The organism is Mycolicibacterium septicum DSM 44393 (assembly GCF_000455325.1).
Lineage (GTDB): Bacteria > Actinomycetota > Actinomycetes > Mycobacteriales > Mycobacteriaceae > Mycobacterium > Mycobacterium septicum.
Window position 1 is genome coordinate 3,324,069 of the sequence record NZ_HG322951.1, and the last position, 19,720, is coordinate 3,343,788.

The window sequence follows — 19,720 nt, forward strand, 5'->3', positions numbered from 1 at the left end:
GGCGCTGCCCACAGGTGCCGGATAACGTCCCACGTAGACTGGAGAGCCGGAGTTTTAACCGGAAAAGGGGCGTACCTGCATGAGCGGCCATTCCAAGTGGGCCACCACCAAGCACAAGAAGGCCGTCATCGACGCCAAGCGCGGCAAGATGTTCGCCAAGTTGATCAAGAATATCGAGGTCGCGGCACGTGTCGGTGGGGGAGACCCGTCCGGCAACCCGACCCTCTATGACGCCATCCAGAAGGCCAAAAAGTCTTCGGTGCCCAACGACAACATCGAGCGCGCCCGCAAGCGCGGCGGTGGTGAAGAGGCCGGTGGCGCCGACTGGCAGAACATCACCTACGAGGGCTACGGCCCCAACGGTGTCGCGGTGCTCATCGAATGCCTGACCGACAACCGCAACCGCGCCGCCGGTGAGGTCCGCGTCGCGATGACCCGCAACGGCGGCAACATGGCCGACCCGGGTTCGGTGGCCTACCTGTTCACCCGCAAGGGTGTGGTGACGCTGGAGAAGAACGGCCTGACCGAGGACGACGTGCTGATGGCCGTCCTGGAGGCCGGTGCCGAGGAGGTCAACGACCTCGGCGACTCCTTCGAGATCATCTCCGAGCCCACCGATCTGGTCGCGGTTCGCACGGCGCTGCAGGACGCCGGTATCGACTACGACTCGGCGGAGGCCAGCTTCCAGCCGTCGGTGAGCGTGCCGGTCGACCTGGAAGGCGCCCGCAAGGTGTTCAAGCTCGTCGACGCGCTGGAGGACAGCGACGACGTGCAAGAGGTCTACACCAACATCGACATCCCCGACGATGTCGCCGCGCAGCTCGACGAGGAGTAGCCGCTGCCCGAGCCGCCCCCATTCAGCCCGACCATCGCGCTGCTCACGATCAGCCGGGTCTGGGAATCCGCGTTCGTCGACGCCCTCAAACCGCTCGGGCTGACGACGCGCAAATTCGGATTGCTGGGGCACGTTCGCGGAAATCCGGGCATCTCGTTCAGTGAGCTGGCCCGGCGCTCGCGCATCACCGTGCAGAGCGCGCATGCGGCCGTCGCGTCGTTCGTGGCGGCGGGCCTGGTCGAGGACGCGACGGCGCACGCCGGCGCCGCGTCGACATTGCAGGTCACAGCCGCGGGCGAGGCGCTGCTGGACCAGGCCACGGGCGTGGTGACCGAGCTGGATGCGCGATTGGCCCTGCAGTACCCCGAACTGACCGAAGCGCTGCGTGCATGTATGACACGGGTCATGTCGGGTTCTCCCTAGCCTTCAGTTAGCCTGAAGGTTATGAGCTTCCGGCACTACCTCCGCCGGCCGCCGGCCGTCAGCGCCGCCGAGGCGGTCCGCCTCGTCGACGAGGGCGCGCTGGTGATCGACGTCCGTCGCGCATTCGAGTGGAACCGGGTCCACATTCCCGTCGCGGTGCACATGCCGCTCGAGGAACTGCCCAAGCGCTGCCTCGAGCTTCCCGACGACCGTCTGCTCATCACCTTCTGCACCGGCGGCATCCGGTCCGCCGGTGCGGCAAATCTATTGGTGGAGAACGGTTTCGAGGCGGTCAACATGAGCGGTGGCCTGATCCACTGGCGTGCGGCGGGTGGACCGCTGACCCCCTGAGCGGAGAACGGTCAGTGCAGCGCGGCGTCGATGGGCGTCTCGCCGGCGATCACCTCGAACGTCCGGCCCGCGGTCTCCGGCTCGTCCAGCACGGCGAGCAGCACGCCGGCTACGTCCTCCCGGGGAATGCTTCCGCGGCCGGTGGATTCGGCGACGGTCACGTTTCCGGTGCCGGGCTCATCGGTGAGCCCGCCCGGGCGCACGATGGTGGTCCGCAATCCGGAGCGGGCCCGCACGTCGGCGTCCGCCTCGGCCTTGGCGTGCATGTAGGCCAGGAACACCTCGTCGTAGTTCTTGTCGAGTGAGCGGTCGTCTGCGGAGAGCGCCGAGACCATCACGTATCGGCCCACACCCGCGGCCTCGGCCGCGTCGGCCAGCAGAATCGCCGCATCGCGATCCACGGTCTGCTTTCGGGCCGCTCCGCTGCCCGGCCCCGCGCCTGCCGCGAACACCACGGCGTCGGCACCGCGTACGGCGTCGGCGACCTCGGCGACCGATGCGTTCTCCAGGTCCAGCACGACCGCGGTCGCGCCGGCCGCCTCCAGGTCGCCCGCCTGGGCGGGGTTGCGGATGAGTCCGACCGCCTCGTCGCCCCGCGCCGACAGCAACCGTTCGAGGATCAAGGCGATCTTTCCGTGTCCGCCGGCAATAACCACGCGCATATCCGTACCTCCCACGACCACGTTATCGCCGGGTCGCTCACTGGGTCAGGAAGCGGCCGATCTCCTCGGCGGTCCGTTCGGGTTGATCGAGCATGATCAGCACCCGGGCGTCCTCGATCTGGCGCAGCTGCCCGTTCGGCAGCAGGTCGGCCAGGCGTCGCCCGTGCGCGGGCGGCATCACCGTGTTGTCGCTCCACAACACCAGCGCCGGGCCGGTGAAATCGGCGAGGGCGTTGGTGGCCCGGATCAGCTCGGCCTTGTCGAATCGGCTCCGGCAGTAACCGATGAGATCGCGGCGGATGCGCCGATCGGCCAGTGCGGCATCGGACCACGACTCGAAAACATCTTGAGGGATCGGCTTTTTCGACATCTGGCCGAACAGCATCGGTTGCCGGCGCAGCCACCCGATCCGCATCTGGCGCAGCGCGAAGGAGACGGTGCCGGTGGTGCGGCTGGCGAGCCACAGCACCTTGGCGTAGGGGGCGGGCGGGAAGTTGTCGAAGGCCTCGGACGGGCAGATCACCAGCCGCGCAATCCGTTTGTCGCGGCCGGTGTCGGTGAGAAACAGCGGGCCGCCCCAGTCGCTGACGACCAAGGTGACGTCGGCCAGGTCCAGGGCGTCGAGGAAATCGGCGACGATCCCGAGCATCCCGTCCATCTTCAGGTCGGCATCCTCCCGCATCGGGATGCGGTGTCCGCCCATCGGAAGTACCGGCAGCAGATAGCGGAAGCCGGCGGGCAGCAGGGGCAGCGTCGTGCTCCACTGCGTGTCGTTCATCAGCAACCCGTGCAGCAGCACCACCGGCGGGCCGGACGGGTCGCCTTCTTCTCGGTATTCGATGGTTCCCGCGGGCAGTTCGACTGTTTTCATGGTGACCTTCCCCGGCATTAGAACGTTGATTCTAGAATTCATGCTCTAGTGTGTCGGTAGGAGGTTCGGATGGCAAGGTCCACGCGGGAGACGATCCTGACCGCGACGGCTGAGTTGATGCGGCACAAGGGTTATGCGGCGGTCGGCATGAAGGACATCGTCGCGGCCTCGGGCGCCCCCATCGGTTCGCTCTACCACCACTTCCGCGGCGGGAAGCTGCAGATCGCCCGCGAGGCGCTGATCGACGCGGGGGCCGCCTACGGGCTGCTCATTCCGACCATCGTCGACGAGTACGACGACCTGGGGCAGGCGGTCGAGGGCGTGTTCAGCCAAGCCGCGGAGGACATGTCAGCGAGTGGGTTCGTGAACATGTGCCCGGTCGGCACCGTGGCGGCCGAAACCTCCGACACCGTCGAGGAGTTGCGGGTCGCTGCGGCAGGGGTGTTCACGGCGTGGCTCGACGGCGGCGCGGCCTACTTCGCCCAGCGTGGTGTGGAACCGGCGAAGGCCCGCGACGTGACGGTGGCATTGGTCGCCGCCCTTGAGGGCGCGTTCATCCTGGCGCGCACGCTGCGTGACGTCGAACCGCTGCTGGCTGCCGGCCGGGCATTGGCTCCGCAATACCGCGGAGTCGCCCTCGGGGCGAGAGTGCTCACCGATGCGGCAAACTGACCGGGCGGTGTGTGCCGCTGGAGGGGATCGGGGGGCTCATGGAGGTAGGACAAAGGACGGTGCGGCGCAAGTGGATGTACGCCCCGGACACGATCGGGGACTCCGATGGAGTGGTCGGGGGGATTTTCGTCGCCGTTGCGTTGTTGCTCTTCCTGGCCTGGCCGTTCTGGTTCGTGGCGAAATTCCTCGGGGTGCCCTGGACGATCGTCATCGAGCGGGACGGCAGGGAAGTCGGTACCGAACGCGTCAGGGGATGGCGGGCATCGGAGCGGCGAATGGAGGAGATCCGCCGGAGCCGCTGATTGGCGTGTCCCTGCGGCAACCCGTCGGCACGGCCCGCTACGCTATCGAACAGATGTTCTGACGAAGGGGTTCGTGTGCGGGTGATGGGAGTGGATCCCGGGTTGACGCGCTGCGGCCTGTCTGTGGTCGAGAGCGGCAAGGGTCGGCAGGTCACCGCGCTGGATGTGGACGTGGTCCGCACCCCGGCCGACGCGCCACTGCAGAAGCGCCTGCTGGAGATCAGCGATGTGGCCGAGCACTGGATGGACACCCACCGGCCCGACGTGATCGCGATCGAGCGGGTCTTCGCCCAGCAGAACGTGTCGACGGTGATGGGCACGGCCCAGGCCGGCGGTGTGATCGCACTGGCCGCGGCCCGCCGCGACATCGAGGTTCATTTTCACACCCCGTCGGAGGTGAAGGCGGCCGTCACCGGCAACGGTCGCGCCGACAAGGCCCAGGTGACCGAGATGATCACCAGAATTCTTGCCCTGCAAGCCAAGCCGACCCCGGCCGACGCCGCCGACGCGCTGGCGCTGGCCATCTGCCACTGCTGGCGCGCCCCGATGATCGCGCGGATGGCAGCCGCCGAGGCGATGGCCGCCGAACAACGCCGCAAGTATCAGGCCCGCCTGAAATCCACCGCGAAGGCGGCCCGGACATGATCGCCTCGGTGCGTGGTGAGGTCATCGACATCGCCCTCGACCATGCCGTGATCGAGGCCGCCGGCGTCGGCTACAAGGTGATGGCGACGCCCTCGACCCTGGCCAACCTGCGCCGAGGGGCCGAGTCGCGGCTGATCACCGCGATGATCGTGCGCGAGGATTCGATGACGCTCTACGGGTTCGGCGACGGCGATGCCCGCGACCTTTTCCTGACACTGCTGGGAGTGTCGGGCGTCGGGCCGAAGATCGCGTTGGCGACTCTGGCGGTCTACGACCCCCAAGCGCTGCGGCAGGCACTGGCCGACGGGGATGTGACGGCCCTGACCCGGGTTCCCGGCATCGGTAAGCGCGGCGCAGAGCGGATGGTGCTCGAACTGCGCGACAAGATCGGTCCGGTCACCCCTGGGGCGATCGGCGGGGCCATGGGTCACGCGGTGCGCGCCCCAGTGGTGGAAGCCCTTGTCGGACTTGGCTTTGCGGCCAAGCAGGCCGAGGAGGCCACCGACAAGGTCCTGGCCAACGACCCCGAGGCGACGACGGCTTCCGCGCTGCGGGCAGCGCTTTCCATGTTGGGTAAGAAGTAATGGGCCGTTTCGACGATGACGACGAACCCGACGAGCGGGAGGTCTCACCGGCCCTGACCGTCGGCGAAGGCGATGTCGACGCCAGCCTGCGCCCGCGCTCACTGGGCGAGTTCATCGGTCAGCCCCGGGTGCGCGAGCAGCTGCAGCTGGTCCTCGAGGGCGCCAAGAACCGCGGTGGCACACCGGATCACATCCTGCTGTCCGGACCCCCCGGGCTGGGCAAGACCTCGCTGGCGATGATCATCGCGGCCGAGCTGGGGTCCTCGCTGCGGCTCACCTCGGGTCCCGCGCTGGAGCGAGCCGGTGACCTGGCCGCGATGCTGTCCAACCTCGTCGAGCACGATGTGCTGTTCATCGACGAGATTCACCGCATCGCCCGGCCGGCCGAGGAAATGCTGTATCTGGCGATGGAGGACTTCCGCGTCGACGTGGTGGTCGGCAAAGGCCCCGGCGCCACGTCGATCCCGCTCGAGGTCGCGCCTTTCACCTTGGTGGGGGCGACCACCCGATCCGGCGCGCTGACCGGTCCGCTGCGGGACCGGTTCGGGTTCACCGCGCACATGGACTTCTACGAGCCGGTCGAACTCGAGCGGGTGCTGGCCCGCTCGGCCGGGATCCTCGGCATCGAGTTGGGCGTCGAGGCGGGCACGGAGATCGCCCGACGCTCCCGTGGCACGCCCCGCATCGCCAACCGGCTGTTGCGTCGCGTCCGGGACTACGCCGAGGTCCGCGCCGACGGCGTGATCACCCGCGATATCGCCAAGGCCGCGCTGGAGGTCTACGACGTCGACGAACTCGGCCTCGACCGCCTGGACCGCGCCGTGCTCTCGGCGCTCACCCGCAGCTTCGGCGGCGGCCCGGTCGGGGTGTCGACCCTGGCGGTGGCCGTCGGCGAAGAAGCCACCACGGTCGAGGAGGTTTGCGAGCCCTTCCTGGTGCGGGCCGGCATGGTGGCCCGCACCCCGCGGGGCCGGGTGGCCACGCCGCTCGCGTGGACGCATCTGGGCATGCAACCGCCGGTTACCGGACTCGGACAGCCCGGCCTGTTTGAATAGACGGCATGGTCATCGCCGGTCTGGTGTTCGCCGCGCTCGCCGCGGCCCTGCATGTCTACATCTTCGTGATGGAGTCGCTGACCTGGACTTCACCGCGTACCCGCGCCACCTTCGGCATCAGCGAGGAGGAGGCGCAGGCCACCAAGGAGCTCGCGTTCAACCAGGGCTTCTACAACCTGTTCCTCGCGATCGTGACGGTCATCGGCATCGTCGCGGTCGGATTGGGGCACAACGGGGTTGGGCTCGCTCTGGTGTTCGCGGGGGCGGGGTCGATGCTGGCCGCCGCCGCGGTCCTGCTGACCAGCTCGCCGGACAAGGCGCGCGCGGCGATCACCCAGGGTGCCTTCCCTCTGATCGCGGTCGTGCTCCTGGTCGTGGCGTTGCTGGTCTAGGCCGCGCGCTTGTTGATCACGAGGTGGATTTCTCGGGTCAACACCCGCAGGCCCCCGGCCAACGGTGGCGCGGTCGACCGATAGGTGGCACCGGTCGGGGTGATGAATTCTGTCGTGTGCCGGCCTGATTCGTCGACACCGGCCACCACCTGCCAGCCGGGGCTCTCTTTGACGTAATTGCAGCGCTCACACTGCCCCTGACCGTTGGCCGCGGAGGTCGGCCCGTTCCGGTGATGCGGCGTCACGTGGTCGATGTGCCGGATCGGGGCATCACAGTAGGGCGTGCGGCAGGTTTGATCTCGGGTGGCGATGAAGCGGGCGAGGCCCTTCGGGAACCGCCGGGACCGGGACTCCATCGCGACCAGTGCTCCGGTGTCCGGGGCGGCGTAGAGGCGACGCAGGGTGGCCCAGGAGTTCTCGTCCACGAGGGCGTTGCCGATCATGCGCCGGGCCGCCGCTGCGGGAATGGGCCCATGACCCTGGAGGTATGCGGGCTGCGTGCTGCCGGCGAACAGGGTGTCGTCGGAGAGCACCAGGTTGATCGCGATGGGGACCGGCTTGGTGACATCGCGGCCCGTGATACGGGCGGTCAGGGTGTCGGCCATGACCTGACCGCGGTTGCGTCCGTCGGCGCAGCGGTCGGCCGCGTCGGTGAGCGCGGAGCGCACGGATGCCGCGTCGGTCGCGGGCAGCAAAGCCGTGACGATGGCCATGGCATCAGGCGCCGGCCGGAAGGTGACGGTGCGATCCTCGGGGGCGCGGGTGGCCCGGTCGATGACGGCCACCGGATCAAGTTGGTAGGCAATGGTCTTGGCGTCCGCTGTCAGACGCGCATCGCCCAGGCCGATCAGTGTGGTGTGGTCGGCGCAGAGTTGTTCGTCGAGGCGGCGCCGGTCGGCGGGGGACAGGCAGGCGGCCTCCCGCACGATCAACCGGGCGCGGCACTCGGTGAGCACCCCGGATTCCAGGGCGGCCAATGTGCACGGCATGTCGCGTACGAGGATGCGGGCATCGGCGAGGTGGTGGCTGCCGCGGGAGGATGAATCCATGCGGGCCAATCCGATTTCCGACCCCAGTCCGCGGCCGCGCCGCGAGGCAGGTATCCCGGCGGCGGCTTCCGCTGTACGGCGGGCGGCCTCCAGGGCGGCGGTGGCGCGGGCCTGCCCGGCCGCGGCGGCGGACTTGAGCCGTTCGAGCTCGGCGATGCGATCCCGCAGCGCCGCCTCGCCGGCATCGGGGTCGATCCGCGCGAATGACTCGAACATGTGTTCGATATTACTCAGGGGGTCTGACACCTGAGGCCACACGGCGCCTAGCTGCGGCTTTCCACCCATGCGGCGAGTGCCGCCAACGCCATTCGCGTGCCGGTCTCGTTGTCGGCCGGGTTCACCGCGTCGGGAATCCCGTCGTGCTCGATGAGGACATCAGTGCCGTCTCCGGACTCGCGCAACGTCGTCGTCATCGTCATCACGCCGCCCACGGCGGGATCGTCGCTCTCGAACTCGATGGCCTCGACAACCCGCTCATTCGGCACCAGTTCGACGAAGTGACCGTGATACGTGTCGGTGTGGGCGCTGGACTTCCCGACGGCATCGGGCGAGTCATAGTGCAGTGAGATGCGGAAGGCTCCGCCCTCGCGCGCGTCGAATTCGTGTACCTCGCTGCGCATACCGTCCGGAACCCGCCACGCCGCGATCGCGTCGGCGTCGACGAGCGCGCGATAGACCGCGACGCGGGGCGCGTTGACATGGCCGGAGACGCGCGTGCTGGTCATCTCGCCACGCTACATACTGATTGGCCGCGGTCCTGGATAAGGACCGCGGCCGCTCAGGGGATTCTTCCCTTGTGGGGAAGTCTTTTACAGCAACCCGAGCATCTGCAGGTTGGTGATGTACTTGACGATCACTGCCGGGCTGACATGGGGAATGTCCTTGTCGGGCCCGATCTTTGCTTCCTGCACCGCCGCCCGGAACCGGTCGGTCGGCGCGGCTGCACCCAGCAACGGATACGACGGCTGCTGGTAGTTGTGCAGCAGCGGCAGCAGTGAGGCCTGACGCTGCTTGTCCGGCAGCGTGCGCAACGCAGTGTCGAAGCGCTGCAACCACTCCGAGTAGTCGTCGATGCGGTGCACCGGGTAACCGGCTTCGATCAGCCAGTCCACGAACTCGTCGAGACCGAGGCCGTCGTCGTACGGATTCATCACGTGATACGTCTCAAACCCTTCGGTGACGTGCACGCCCAGCGTCGAGATCGCCTCGGCGATGAACTCCACCGGAAGCCCGTCGTAGTGGGCCCGCTGGCGGTTGCCGTCGGCGTCGCGCAGGTAGAACGATCCGGGTGCGATGCCGGTGGCCACCAGGCTCAGCATCAACCGGGTGAACATGTCGGGCAGGTTGAGCTGACCCGAGTAGGTGGTGTCGGCCAGGATCATGTCGCAACGGAACACCGAGACCGGCAGGCCACAGAGATCGTTGGCCTCGCGCAGCAGGACCTCGCCGGCCCACTTGCTGTTGCCGTAGCCGTTGGCGTAGGAATCGTCGACCTGCCGGGTCGGGCTGATCACCCGGATATCGGCATCCTCGACGAACTCGCCGGGCTTGATGCCCCCGGCCACACCGATCGTCGAAACGTAGACGAACGGCTTGATCTTCGTGGTGAGCGCGATGCGGATGAGCTCGGCAGTGCCCAGCGCGTTCGCGTCGAACATCTGGCTGTACGGCAGCACGTGGTTGACCAGTGCGGCCGGATCGACGATCAGGTCGACATCGTCGGCGAGCCGCTGCCAGGTGTCGCGGTCGAGACCGAGATCGGCCTCGCCCTTGTCGCCGGCGATCACTTCGAGGTGCTCCGCGGCCAGATCCTGGTAGTGCGCAAGCAGTTTCGGGTCACCCACGTCGAAGGTGGCGTCCAGCCGGGCGCGGGCCTCGGCGTCGCTCTTGGCGCGGACCAGGGCGATGACCTTGCCGTCGACCAGGTCCATGCGCTCCAGCCACTCCAGGGCCAGGTAGCGGCCGAGGAAGCCGGTGGCGCCGGTGAGCAGCACCGTGCGGACCTCGGTCGGGGCCTTGGGCAGCGTCGGTGCCGCGGCCAGGGCGTCCGCGTCGAGGAACTTGTCCAGCGTCAGGTCACTTGCGTGCACCTCGGTGGCGTCACGTCCGTGCACCGACGCATACGTCGGGCGCTTGGATCCGTGGCGCTGCGCCTCGATGTAGCCGGCGATACCGGCCAGATCGGTGGCCGGGCTGACGATCACGCCGACCGGCACATCCACGTCGAAGATCTCGTGCAGCAGGTTGGAGAATGTCAACGCCGACAACGAGTCCCCGCCCAGATCGGTGAAGTGGGCGTCGGGCGCGAGATCGGATGCGGCGGCACCCAGCAGGGCCCCCGCGGCCCGGCTCACGGTGTCGAGAACGGGTGCGTCGGCACCGCTGCGCCGCAGTTCACTCAGCTCGTTGGCCTGACCCTCGGCCAGCTCGGTGTAGAGCTGCTCCAACCGCTCGCCGTAGTGGGCCTTCAGATTGGGCCGGGCCAGCTTGCGGATACCGGTCAGTAGACCGTTCTCCAGGCTGAAAGGTGTTGTCTCCACGATGAAATCGCGGGGCACCTCGTAGGACTGCAATCCGGCGGCACGGGCCGCGTCCTGAAGCGAATCGTTGATCGCCTGCTTGGACACGGAAGGATCGGTGGGCACGACCACGGCCAGCAGGTAGGAACGCGCGCTGTTGCCGTAGACGAAGATCTGTCGCACCAGCGGGCTGTCGCCGAAGACGGCTTCCAGCTTGGAGACGGCGACGAACTCGCCCTGCGAAAGCTTGAGCACGTTGTTGCGGCGGTCCAGGTACTCGACATGATCGGGGCCGAGCTCGGCGACGATGTCGCCGGTGCGGTAGTAGCCGTCCTCGTCGAACATCTCGGCGGTGATCTCCGGACGCTTGTAGTACCCGGGGAACATCTGCTCGGACTTCACCAGCAGCTCACCGCGCGGGTGGGGCTGGTCGGTGCGGAAGTAGCCCAGATCCGGGACGTCGACCAGCTTGTAGTCGATCACCGGCGGACGCTGGATGTGGCCGTCGACGAAGACCGAACCGGCCTCGGTCGAGCCGTACCCCTCCAGCAGGTGCATATCCAGCAGACGCTCCACCCAGCTGTGCATCTCGGCGGAGATCGGCGCGGAGCCGGTCATGGCGGAGACGAACCGTCCGCCCAGCAGGCCCTCGCGGACCTCGGCGAGCACATCGTCCTCGCTGCCACCGGAGCGGTCCAGGCGGCTCTGATACTCCTGGAACAGCATGTCCCAGATCCGCGGCACGAAGCTGAGCTGCGTGGGCCGGACCAGGGCCAGATCGTCCAGGAAGGTCGACAGGTCGCTGCGTGCGGCGAAGTACGCGGTGCCGCCCGAGCTCAGCGTGCCGATCAGGATGCCGCGGCCCATGACGTGGCTCATCGGCATGAAGTTGAGGGTGATGGCGGGCAGTATGGCCTGGTTCTCGTCCCAGGTGGCCTTCGACGCGAGCTGCCACATGTTGGCGACCTTGCTCTCCGGGTACATCGCGCCCTTGGGGGTGCCGGTGCTGCCGGAGGTGTAGATCAGCATGGTCAGCGGGTCGGCCTGACCCGGGGTGAAGAGCGGTGCGTCGGCCAGTGAGCGGCCGCGATCGAGGACGTCGGCCAGCGGCTCGACGACCACGTCGGTATCGGCGAGCGCAGTCTTGGCGGCCTGGAAGGTCTCACGTTGCGCGTCGACCTGGGGCCGGTAGTCGAAGACCACCAGGCGGCGGGGTGCGGGTCCGGAGCGGACCAATTCGACTGCGTCGTCGAGGAAGTCGATGCTCGCCGCGATCACGGTCGGTTCGGTCTCGGCGACGATGGGCCGCAGCGTGGCGACCGGGGCGCTGGTCTGCATCGGCACCGAGACGGCGCCGAGTTCGATGAGTGCGGTGTCGATCGTGGTGTAGTCGACACTGGTGAACCCGAGGATGGCGACGCGGTCGCCGGGCTTCACCGGGTGGTTGTGCCAGGCGTTGGTGACGGCCTGGATGCGGTCGCCCAGCTGGCGGTAGGTGATGGTGTCAAACCGGGGCTGAAGCTCCGCAGTGGTGCGGCCGTCGGCGTCGGTGACGAGTTCCACGGCGCGCTGTCCGAGCGCGGGGCGGTCGGCGTAACCGGCGAGAACGCCTTTGACGATGGCCGGCAGCCGGAGTTCAGGCTGGGCGACGGCGGCGTTGACGGCGTCGCTGGGACGAGCGTCGGCGAACTGTGAATCGGTTTCGTACAGCGTTGCGATCCGGCGTTGGAGCCGGTCCTCGCGTGTTTCGGTGGTCATATCGGTCCCCTGAGCAAATCAAAATAACTATCGTCGGCACGTTCTCCGTGCCTACTGATTACTACGTTAGTAAAACTAATTATATTTCGAGATGCCAGCTCCGGCGGTGCGAGATGCGTCACCCCCGACGACGTGCGCTCGCCCCACGACGGTGTGGGACGAGCGCACGGGTTCTTACAGCAGGCCCAGCTGCTGCAGGTCGGTGATGTACTTGACGATCACGGCCGGGCTGACATGGGGAATGTCCTTGTCGGGCCCGATCTTGGCTTCCTGCACGGCGGCCCGGAAGTGGTCCGTCGGGGCCAGGGCGCCCAACATCGGCCGCTCGGGCTGCTGGTAGTTGTGCAGCAGCGGCAGCAGTGAGGCCTGGCGCTGCTTGTCCGGCAGGGCGCGCAGGGTGCTCTCGAAGCGCTGGATCCACTGCGAGTAGTCGGCGATGCGCTCGATCGGGTAGCCGGCCTCGATCAGCCAGTCGGTGAACTCGTCCATGCCGAGGCCGTCGTCGTAGGGGTTCATCACGTGGTAGGTCTCGAAGCTCTCCACGGATTGCCCACCCAGCGTCGAGATCGACTCGGCGATGAACTCCACCGGCAGGCCGTCGTAGTGCGAGCGCTGCCGCTTGCCGTCAGCGTCGAGCTCGTAGAACGAGCCCGGCGCGATACCGCTGGCGACGAGGCTGAACATCATCCGGGTGAACATGTCCGGCAGGTTCAGCTGGCCGGAGTACGTGGTGTCGGCCAGGATCATGTCGCAACGGAACACCGCCACCGGCAGCCCGCACAGGTCGTTGGCCTCGCGCAGCAGAACCTCGCCGGCCCACTTGCTGTTGCCGTAGCCGTTGGCGTAGCCGTCGTTGATCTTGCGGACCGCGCTCATCTGCCGGACGTCGACGTTCTCGACGAACTTGCCCGGCTCGATCTGATCGCCCACGCCGATGGTCGACACGTAGGTGTACGGCTTGATCTTCGTGGTGAGCGCGATCTTGATCAGCTCGGCGGTGCCGAGGGCGTTGGGCCCGAACAGTTCGCTGTACGGCAGCACGTGGTTGACCAGTGCGGCCGGATCGACGATCAGGTCGACGTCATCGGCCAGTCGCTGCCAGGTCTGCTGGTCCAGGCCGAGGTTCTCCTCGCCCTTGTCGCCGGCGATCACCTCGAGGTGGTCGGCGGCCAGATCCTGGTAGTGCGCAAGCAGTTTCGCGTCGCCGCTGTCGAACGTGGCGTCCAGCCGGGCGCGGGCCTCGGCGTCGGACTTGGCGCGGACCAGGGCGATGACCTTGCCGTCGACCAGGTCCATGCGCTCCAGCCACTCCAGCGCCAGGTAGCGGCCGAGGAACCCGGTGGCGCCGGTCAGCAGCACGGTGCGCACCTCGCTGCTCGCCTTGGGCAACTTCGGCGCTGCGGCCAGGGTGTCCGCGTCGAGGAACTTGTCCAGCGTCAGATCGGCGGCACTGACTTCGGCGGCGTGCCGTCCGTGCACCGATGCGAAGGTCGGGCGCTTGGATCCGCTGCGCTGCGTTTCGATGTAGCCGGCGATGCCTGCCAGATCGTTGGCCGGGCTGACGATCACCCCAACGGGCACATCCACATCGAAGATCTCGCGCAGAAGATTGCCGAAGGTCAACGCCGACAACGAATCTCCACCCAGATCGGTGAAGTGGGCATCGGGTCCCAGATCAGACGCGGCAGCGCCCAGCAGGGCGCCGGCAGCCCGGCTCACGGTCTCCAGCACCGGGGCGTCGGGGCTCAGCGACCGCAATGCTCGAAGCTCACCGGCCTGCGTCTCGGCCAGTTCGGTGTAGAGCTGCTCCAGCCGCTCGCCGTAGTGCGCCTTCAGCTTCGGCCAGGCCAGCTTGCGGATGCCGGTCAGCAGGCCGTTCTCCAGGGTGAAAGGTGTTGTCTCGACGACGAAATCACGCGGGATCTCATAGGACTGCAGGTCCGCGTCCCTGGCGACCTCTTGCAGGGATTCGCTGATCGCCTCTTTCGAAACGCCGGCGTCGGTGGGCACCACCACGGCCAGCAGATAGGGCTGCGCGCTGTTGCCGTAGACGTAGATCTGTTGCACCAGAGGGCTGTTGCCGAACACCGCCTCCAGCTTGGCCAGCGTCACGAACTCGCCCTGGGCGAGCTTGAGCACGTTGTTGCGCCGGTCCACGTAGCGCAGCTGGTCCGGGCCGATCTCCGCGACGACGTCGCCGGTGCGGTAGAAGCCGTCCTCGTCGAACACCGACGCGGTGACTTCGGGGCGCTTGTAGTAGCCGGGGAACAGATTCTCGGTTTTGATCAGCAACTCGCCGCGCGGGTACGGCTGATCGGTGGCGAAGTACCCCAGGTCCGGGACGTCGACCAGCTTGTAGTCGATCACCGGCGGACGCTGGGCCACACCGTCGAAGAGCGCCATCCCGGCCTCGGTCGAGCCGTAGCCCTCCAGCAGGTGGATACCGAGCATGTCCTGGGTCCAGGTCTTGAGCTCGGCTGAGATGGGCGCCGAGCCCGTCATCGCCGCGACGAACCGTCCGCCGAGGACCTGGTCCCGCACCTCGGCCAGCACCTCGGCCTCGACCGTCTCACGGTCCTGGCCGGCATCGGCCAGGCGGTGATCGACCCGGCTCTGGAACTCGCTGTGGATCATTTCCCACACGCGCGGAACGAAATTCAGCTCGGTGGGCCGCGTCAGGGCGAGGTCCTCCAGGAGCGTCGACAGATCGCTGCGGGCCGCGAAATAGCAGGTGCCGCCTGCGGCGAGGGAGGCGTAGAGGATGCCGCGGCCCATCACATGGCTCATCGGCATGAAGCTCAGATTGATCGCAGAGCTGACCGGTCCGAGCCAGGCCTTGCTGTTGCGCCGCCAGAACTTGCCGACCGAGCTCTGCAGGTACATCGCGCCCTTGGGGGCGCCGGTGCTGCCGGAGGTGTAGATCAGCAACGCGAGCGGGTCGGTGCCGTCGGTCTCGGGGGCCGGGGGTGTCGGCAGCTCGCTGCCGCGGGCCACCAGGTCGGCCAGGGTGTCGACCGCGATGGCGCGGCCGGCCGCGGCCAGCCGCTCGGTGGCCGATGCCACCGCGTCGCGATGGTCATCGATCTCGGGGTGGTAGTCGAAGACGAGCACCTGGGCCGGAGCGTGGGCGGTCAGCGCCAGCTCGACGGCATCGGCGAGGTGGTCGACGCTCGCGGCGATGACCCGCGGCTCGGTCTCGGTCACGATCGGTGCCAGCGCCTCGGGCGAGGAGCTGGTCTGCAGGGGGACCGAGACCGCGCCGATCTGGCTCAGTGCGGTGTCGATCACGGTGTAGTCGGCGCTGGTGAATCCCAGGATGGCGATCCGGTCGCCGGCCGCGACGCCCGACGCGTGCAAGGCGGCCGCGAGGGCGCGGAGCCGGTCCCAGAGCTCGCCGTAGCTGATGGTGTCGAACCGGGGGAGTAGGCGCGCAGTGGTCCGACCGGTGGCCGGGTCGGCGACGAACTCGAGGGCGCGTTCTCCGAGCGCGGGCCGCTCGGAGTAGCCCTGCAGGACGGTCTGGACGATTTCGGGCAGGAGCAGGCCGGGGACGTCGACGGCGGCGGTGACGGTGTCGCTGGGAATCGCGGCGGCGAACTGTGGATCGGTGGCAGTCAGATCGGCGATACGGCTCGCCAGTTGCTCATCACGAGTATCAAACGACATCAAAAACCCTCTTTACAGATAGCTGAAATAATCACCGGCGCGACGTTGCGCTAACCAACTACTACGTTAGTGAAACTAAACTTATTTCCGGAAAACCAGCTTCTCAGCTGTCAATGTGCTGTGAGTCTGACCGTTCCTGCGTGCGAGCCGGTGAACGCTGATAGCCGGTCATCGGATGGCTGGAACGGCCGCGCGCGCGGGTATCCGCCCGGCGAGCGCCTCGACCGCGGCAGCGGGATCGGGGACCGCGATCAACAGGTCGCGACTGGCAGCCAGGGCGCGATCCGATGGGGCGACGCCGCCCACGGCATCGGCCAGATCGAGTAGATGCACGGTGGCTTCCAGCAGCGCGACCTCGGCAACCACGCCGAGAGTGGTGCTGCCGACGACCGGATAGCGGATCACCGCCTCGTCGGCGCGCGCCATCTCGGGCCTGCGACGCAGCTCGACTGCTGCCGCGAAGAACCGGGCCGCCGCTGCCGCAGGACTCAGCGTCGAGGCCTCATGCACGGCCTGTGCGGCGATCCGGTCCGCCGTGGTGTTGGCGACACCGTCAGGTTGGTTGAAGACGCGCAGCATCTCGGCAGCGTCCGTCACCGCCGGCGGCCCGTCCACCCTGGCCCTGGCCAGTTCGCCGAACGTCGTGGCCTCCGGGCACACATGGGCGACCAGGGACTGCACGTCCCAGGCCTCGCAGCGGGTGGTGTTGCGCCACTGCGTCGCGGTGAGGTCGGCGCACCGGTGTCCCCACCGTTCCCAGGCGGCAGCCAACTCATCGCGCAGGGCGTTCCCGACGAGGCGCATCCCCTCAGGGTAGGGGCGTTACTGCCACGGAGTTTGGGGTACCCACCGGGGTGTCAAAGGAGGCATCATGACCGAATTCGATACCCGCGGCAGTCGTCTGCGCATGGCGCGCAGCCGCGGTGCCGCCAGCGGGTTCCTGCTGGTCCTGCTCGGAATCTGGGGTGCACTGATCCCGTTCGTCGGGCCGTACTTCGACTTCGCCTTCACCCCGGACCAAGCCTGGGTGTGGACGTCGGCGCGCGGCTGGTTGGAGGTGCTTCCGGGCGCGGTCACGGCGCTGGGTGGTCTGCTCCTCCTGGTGTCGGGTAACCGGGCCACGGCCCATCTCGGCGGATGGCTGGCCGTACTGGGCGGGGCCTGGTTCGTCGTCGGCCGGGCGCTCGCCGGGCCGTTGGGCATCGGTGACGCCGGGATGCCGATCGCGGTGACCGACGCCAAGCGCGTGTCACTGGAGCTGGCCTACTTCTCCGGGCTGGGAGCGCTGATCGTGTTCCTCGGCGCCATGGCGGTCGGCCGGTTGTCGGTCCGCAGTGTGCGTGATGTCGAGTACGCGCAACGCCCCGTCGCCACGGCTGCGTCGGCCGAACCCGTCGCGGTCGCCGACGCGCCGCCGACCGAAGTCACCGCCGCGCCCAAACGCCGGAGCTGGGGCGGACTGTTCGGTGGACGTCACACCCACGCGCACTAGTGCGTCAGAGGTCCCGCAGGATCAGCTCGAGCACGTCGAGTCCCTCGACGAGCAGTTCGTCGCTGATCGTCAGCGGCGGCAGGAAGCGCAACACGTTGCCGTAGGTACCGCAGGACAGCACGATCACCCCGGCCGCATGGGCACCGGCGCACAGCGCCTTGGTGAGATCCGGGTCGGGTGTGGTCGTGCCTGCCTTGACCAGTTCGACGGCGATCATCGCGCCACGGCCGCGCACGTCGCCGATCCGGTCGTCCTCGGCCTGCAACCGGCCCAGCCGGTCCTTCATCAGCGCTTCGATGTGCTGGGCGCGGGCCACCAGACCGTCGGCCTCGATGGTCTCGATGGTGGCCAGCGCCGCCGCACACGCGATCGGGTTGCCGCCGTAGGTGCCGCCCAGTCCGGACACGTGCGGCGCGTCCATGATCTCGGCGCGGCCGGTCACTCCGGAAAGGGGCAGACCGTCGGCGATGCCCTTGGCGGTGCAGATGAGGTCGGGATCGATGCCCTCGTGCTCGCACGCGAACATCGCGCCGGTCCGGGCGAACCCGGTCTGCACCTCGTCGGCGATGAACACCACGTTGTTGTCGCGGCACCACCCCAGCAGCGCTGGGAGGAACCCGTCGGCCGGGACGATGAACCCGCCCTCGCCCTGGATGGGTTCGATGATGACCGCGGCCAGGTTGTCCGCCCCGATCTGCTTCTCCATCACGTCGATGGCCCGCTTGGCCGCGAGCGCGCCGTCGGTGGCCAGCTCCTTGCCGAACTCGGCATCGCGGAAGGGATAGGACAGCGGCGCACGGTAGATCTCGGGGGCGAACGGGCCGAAGCCGTGCTTGTAGGGCATGGACTTGGCGGTCAGCGCCATCGTGAGGTTGGTGCGTCCGTGATAAGCGTGGTCGAAGGCGACGACGGCAGACTTGTGGGTGTAGGACCGGGCGATCTTGACCGCGTTCTCCACGGCCTCCGAACCGGAGTTGAACAAGGCCGAACGCTTCTCGCCGCGGACCGGCGTCAGCCGGTTGAGGTGCTCGCAGACCGCGACGTACTGCTCATACGGCGTCACCATGAAGCACGTGTGGGTGAACTCGGCGGCCTGTGCGGCCACCGCCTCGACCACGCGCGGCGACGAGTTGCCGATGGTGGTGACAGCAATGCCCGAGCCCAGATCGATGAGCCGGTTGCCGTCGACGTCCTCGACGATGCCGCCCCCGGCGCGGGCGGCATACACGGGCATGGTGTTGCCCACGCCGCGCGCCACCGCCGCCGTTTTTCGGCCGATCAACGCCTCAGATCTGGGGCCGGGAATGGTGGTGGCCAGATGGCGACTCTGCTCGGGATGACTCAACACTGCCTCCTCGACAGGGAAGGGCGGCGCCGGAAAGAAGGCGTATTGAGCCTAGTCGCGCGGACCGCCAGTCGGCGGCGAATGGGGTGGTCCGGGTCGGCGGCGGTATCGTGGCCTCGGTCGCCCTGACATCTGACACAACACGAAAGACATAACTGACATGGATCTCGTCATTTTCCTGCCCCTGCTGATCGTCATGGGCGCGTTTATGTTCTTCGCGTCGCGTCGTCAGCGCAAGGCCATGCAGGCGACCATCGACCTGCACAACTCGCTGCAGATCGGCGATCGGGTACACACCACCTCGGGCCTGCAGGCCACGATCACCGGTATCACCGACGACAACGTCGACCTGGAGATCGCCCCCGGCGTCGTCACCACCTGGATGAAGCTCGCCGTGCGCGACCGCATCGAGGAGGACACCGAGGACGGCGCGGACGCCGAGGTGGCCAACGCCCCAGCAGCGGCGACCGAACTGACCGAGAGCACCGGTGTCACCGACACCGACGGCCTCAAGAAAGACTGACCGCAGAGCACCCAGGACAAGCACGTACCCTTTGCGGTGCTGACGAACTGATCTCGAGGAGACCCTAGAAACGTGGCATCGTCTTCGGCGCCGGTGCATCCTGCGCGCTACCTGACACTTTTCCTGGTCCTTCTGATCGGCGTATATCTGCTGGTGTTCCTCACCGGCGACAAGCAGGCCAAGCCAAAACTCGGCATTGACCTGCAGGGCGGTACCCGGGTGACGCTGACAGCGCGCACCCCGGACGGCTCGACGCCGACCAGAGAGGCTCTCAACCAGGCCCAACAAATCATCAGTGCCCGCGTCGACGGTCTCGGAGTCTCGGGCTCGGAGGTCGTCATCGACGGCGACAATCTGGTGATCACCGTTCCCGGTAACGACGGCAGTGAGGCCCGCAACCTGGGCCAGACCGCGCGTCTGTACATCCGGCCCGTCGTGCACGCAATGCCTGCCAAGCCGCCGGCCCAGCAGGGGCAGCAGCCCGGCGCTCCGGGCGCTCCTGGGGCCCCCGCGGCACCGGGTGCCCCCGCGGCACCTGGTGTTGTACCGGGCGCACCCGGCGCAGTGCCGGGCATG

At 67.8% G+C, this 19,720-nt stretch carries 19 protein-coding genes and 1 pseudogene; 12 read left to right on the forward strand and 8 right to left on the reverse strand.

Annotation, left to right across the window (positions count from 1 at the left end; translation table 11 throughout):
* Positions 1-79: 79 nt before the first annotated feature.
* From TX88_RS15770 to TX88_RS15780, 3 genes are read left to right on the forward strand one after another with little or no spacing between them, the layout of a single operon-like run.
* Positions 80-835, forward strand: coding sequence for a YebC/PmpR family DNA-binding transcriptional regulator (locus TX88_RS15770; protein ID WP_044518026.1), 756 nt, complete (start codon positions 80-82; stop codon positions 833-835).
* Positions 836-838: 3 nt separating this feature from the next.
* Positions 839-1,258, forward strand: coding sequence for a MarR family winged helix-turn-helix transcriptional regulator (locus tag TX88_RS15775; RefSeq protein ID WP_044518027.1), 420 nt, complete (start codon positions 839-841; stop codon positions 1,256-1,258).
* Positions 1,259-1,279: 21 nt separating this feature from the next.
* Positions 1,280-1,609 carry a rhodanese-like domain-containing protein gene (locus TX88_RS15780; protein WP_044518029.1) on the forward strand — a complete coding sequence of 110 codons (330 nt, stop codon included), beginning with the start codon at positions 1,280-1,282 and terminating at the stop codon, positions 1,607-1,609.
* 11 nt (positions 1,610-1,620) lie between these two features.
* On the opposite strand, the gene TX88_RS15785 is transcribed toward TX88_RS15780, so the two are convergent.
* Together TX88_RS15785 and TX88_RS15790 are read right to left on the reverse strand one after the other, a co-directional pair.
* Complete coding sequence (locus tag TX88_RS15785; RefSeq protein WP_044518030.1) at positions 1,621-2,271, reverse strand: SDR family oxidoreductase; 651 nt, start codon at positions 2,269-2,271, stop codon at positions 1,621-1,623.
* 37 nt (positions 2,272-2,308) lie between these two features.
* The gene (locus tag TX88_RS15790; protein WP_084622012.1) at positions 2,309-3,142 is read right to left on the reverse strand and encodes an alpha/beta fold hydrolase; all 834 of its coding nucleotides are present in this window, start codon (positions 3,140-3,142) and stop codon (positions 2,309-2,311) included.
* 69 nt (positions 3,143-3,211) lie between these two features.
* Here TX88_RS15790 and TX88_RS15795 point away from each other — a divergent pair, with 69 nt between their 5' ends.
* From TX88_RS15795 to TX88_RS15820, 6 genes are all read left to right on the forward strand, one after another.
* Positions 3,212-3,814 carry a TetR/AcrR family transcriptional regulator gene (locus TX88_RS15795; protein WP_044518033.1) on the forward strand — a complete coding sequence of 201 codons (603 nt, stop codon included), beginning with the start codon at positions 3,212-3,214 and terminating at the stop codon, positions 3,812-3,814.
* 38 nt (positions 3,815-3,852) lie between these two features.
* The gene (locus TX88_RS15800; RefSeq protein ID WP_162563145.1) at positions 3,853-4,116 is read left to right on the forward strand and encodes a hypothetical protein; all 264 of its coding nucleotides are present in this window, start codon (positions 3,853-3,855) and stop codon (positions 4,114-4,116) included.
* Positions 4,117-4,191: 75 nt separating this feature from the next.
* Positions 4,192-4,761, forward strand: coding sequence for a crossover junction endodeoxyribonuclease RuvC (gene ruvC / locus TX88_RS15805; protein ID WP_044518035.1), 570 nt, complete (start codon positions 4,192-4,194; stop codon positions 4,759-4,761).
* On the forward strand, positions 4,758-5,345 hold the full coding sequence (gene ruvA, locus TX88_RS15810) for a Holliday junction branch migration protein RuvA (protein ID WP_044518036.1): 588 nt from the start codon (positions 4,758-4,760) through the stop codon (positions 5,343-5,345). Before ruvC ends, ruvA begins: the two co-directional genes overlap by 4 nt.
* Positions 5,345-6,400 carry a Holliday junction branch migration DNA helicase RuvB gene (ruvB, locus tag TX88_RS15815; RefSeq protein ID WP_044518038.1) on the forward strand — a complete coding sequence of 352 codons (1,056 nt, stop codon included), beginning with the start codon at positions 5,345-5,347 and terminating at the stop codon, positions 6,398-6,400. The genes ruvA and ruvB overlap by 1 nt, the downstream gene beginning before the upstream one ends.
* A 5-nt stretch (positions 6,401-6,405) precedes the next feature.
* A complete protein-coding gene (locus TX88_RS15820) occupies positions 6,406-6,792 on the forward strand; it encodes a DUF1304 domain-containing protein (RefSeq protein WP_044518040.1) in 387 nt (128 codons plus the stop codon).
* On the opposite strand, the gene TX88_RS15825 is transcribed toward TX88_RS15820, so the two are convergent.
* The 5 genes from TX88_RS15825 to TX88_RS15845 all read right to left on the reverse strand — a co-directional run bounded on the left by TX88_RS15825 (position 6,789) and on the right by TX88_RS15845 (position 16,588).
* The gene (locus TX88_RS15825; RefSeq protein ID WP_044518042.1) at positions 6,789-8,057 is read right to left on the reverse strand and encodes an HNH endonuclease; all 1,269 of its coding nucleotides are present in this window, start codon (positions 8,055-8,057) and stop codon (positions 6,789-6,791) included. The genes TX88_RS15820 and TX88_RS15825 overlap by 4 nt on opposite strands.
* Positions 8,058-8,104: 47 nt before the next feature.
* Positions 8,105-8,566, reverse strand: coding sequence for an SRPBCC family protein (locus tag TX88_RS15830; RefSeq protein ID WP_044518043.1), 462 nt, complete (start codon positions 8,564-8,566; stop codon positions 8,105-8,107).
* Between the two features lie 84 nt (positions 8,567-8,650).
* The gene (car, locus tag TX88_RS15835; RefSeq protein WP_044518045.1) at positions 8,651-12,118 is read right to left on the reverse strand and encodes a carboxylic acid reductase; all 3,468 of its coding nucleotides are present in this window, start codon (positions 12,116-12,118) and stop codon (positions 8,651-8,653) included.
* A gap of 174 nt (positions 12,119-12,292) precedes the next feature.
* Positions 12,293-15,784, reverse strand: a complete 3,492-nt coding sequence (car, locus tag TX88_RS15840) for a carboxylic acid reductase (protein ID WP_044518046.1) — start codon at positions 15,782-15,784, stop codon at positions 12,293-12,295.
* Between the two features lie 168 nt (positions 15,785-15,952).
* The gene (locus TX88_RS15845) at positions 15,953-16,588 is read right to left on the reverse strand and encodes a maleylpyruvate isomerase N-terminal domain-containing protein (RefSeq protein ID WP_049924982.1); all 636 of its coding nucleotides are present in this window, start codon (positions 16,586-16,588) and stop codon (positions 15,953-15,955) included.
* 67 nt (positions 16,589-16,655) lie between these two features.
* On the opposite strand from TX88_RS15845, the gene TX88_RS15850 reads away from it, so the two are divergent.
* Positions 16,656-17,276 (forward strand): hypothetical protein, encoded by a 621-nt coding sequence (locus TX88_RS15850; RefSeq protein ID WP_044518048.1) that lies wholly within the window; start codon positions 16,656-16,658, stop codon positions 17,274-17,276.
* Between the two features lie 4 nt (positions 17,277-17,280).
* Here TX88_RS15850 and gabT read toward each other — a convergent pair whose 3' ends face one another.
* On the reverse strand, positions 17,281-18,621 hold the full coding sequence (gene gabT, locus TX88_RS15855) for a 4-aminobutyrate--2-oxoglutarate transaminase (protein ID WP_044519454.1): 1,341 nt from the start codon (positions 18,619-18,621) through the stop codon (positions 17,281-17,283).
* A gap of 160 nt (positions 18,622-18,781) precedes the next feature.
* Here gabT and yajC point away from each other — a divergent pair, with 160 nt between their 5' ends.
* Positions 18,782-19,144, forward strand: coding sequence for a preprotein translocase subunit YajC (gene yajC, locus TX88_RS15860; protein ID WP_044518049.1), 363 nt, complete (start codon positions 18,782-18,784; stop codon positions 19,142-19,144).
* Between the two features lie 72 nt (positions 19,145-19,216).
* Positions 19,217-19,720, forward strand: a pseudogene (locus tag TX88_RS35140) (protein translocase subunit SecD); the annotation flags it as partial.

Coding starts and splice junctions, on each gene's coding strand:
- TX88_RS15770 (WP_044518026.1), top strand. CDS start 80: ATGAGCGGCCATTCCAAGTGGGCCACCACCAAGCACAAGAAGGCCGTC.
- TX88_RS15780 (WP_044518029.1), top strand. CDS start 1,280: ATGAGCTTCCGGCACTACCTCCGCCGGCCGCCGGCCGTCAGCGCCGCC.
- TX88_RS15785 (WP_044518030.1), bottom strand. CDS start 2,271: ATGCGCGTGGTTATTGCCGGCGGACACGGAAAGATCGCCTTGATCCTC.
- TX88_RS15790 (WP_084622012.1), bottom strand. CDS start 3,142: ATGAAAACAGTCGAACTGCCCGCGGGAACCATCGAATACCGAGAAGAA.
- TX88_RS15795 (WP_044518033.1), top strand. CDS start 3,212: ATGGCAAGGTCCACGCGGGAGACGATCCTGACCGCGACGGCTGAGTTG.
- TX88_RS15800 (WP_162563145.1), top strand. CDS start 3,853: ATGGAGGTAGGACAAAGGACGGTGCGGCGCAAGTGGATGTACGCCCCG.
- ruvA (WP_044518036.1), top strand. CDS start 4,758: ATGATCGCCTCGGTGCGTGGTGAGGTCATCGACATCGCCCTCGACCAT.
- ruvB (WP_044518038.1), top strand. CDS start 5,345: ATGGGCCGTTTCGACGATGACGACGAACCCGACGAGCGGGAGGTCTCA.
- TX88_RS15820 (WP_044518040.1), top strand. CDS start 6,406: ATGGTCATCGCCGGTCTGGTGTTCGCCGCGCTCGCCGCGGCCCTGCAT.
- TX88_RS15825 (WP_044518042.1), bottom strand. CDS start 8,057: ATGTTCGAGTCATTCGCGCGGATCGACCCCGATGCCGGCGAGGCGGCG.
- TX88_RS15830 (WP_044518043.1), bottom strand. CDS start 8,566: ATGACCAGCACGCGCGTCTCCGGCCATGTCAACGCGCCCCGCGTCGCG.
- car (WP_044518045.1), bottom strand. CDS start 12,118: ATGACCACCGAAACACGCGAGGACCGGCTCCAACGCCGGATCGCAACG.
- car (WP_044518046.1), bottom strand. CDS start 15,784: ATGTCGTTTGATACTCGTGATGAGCAACTGGCGAGCCGTATCGCCGAT.
- TX88_RS15845 (WP_049924982.1), bottom strand. CDS start 16,588: ATGCGCCTCGTCGGGAACGCCCTGCGCGATGAGTTGGCTGCCGCCTGG.
- TX88_RS15850 (WP_044518048.1), top strand. CDS start 16,656: ATGACCGAATTCGATACCCGCGGCAGTCGTCTGCGCATGGCGCGCAGC.
- yajC (WP_044518049.1), top strand. CDS start 18,782: ATGGATCTCGTCATTTTCCTGCCCCTGCTGATCGTCATGGGCGCGTTT.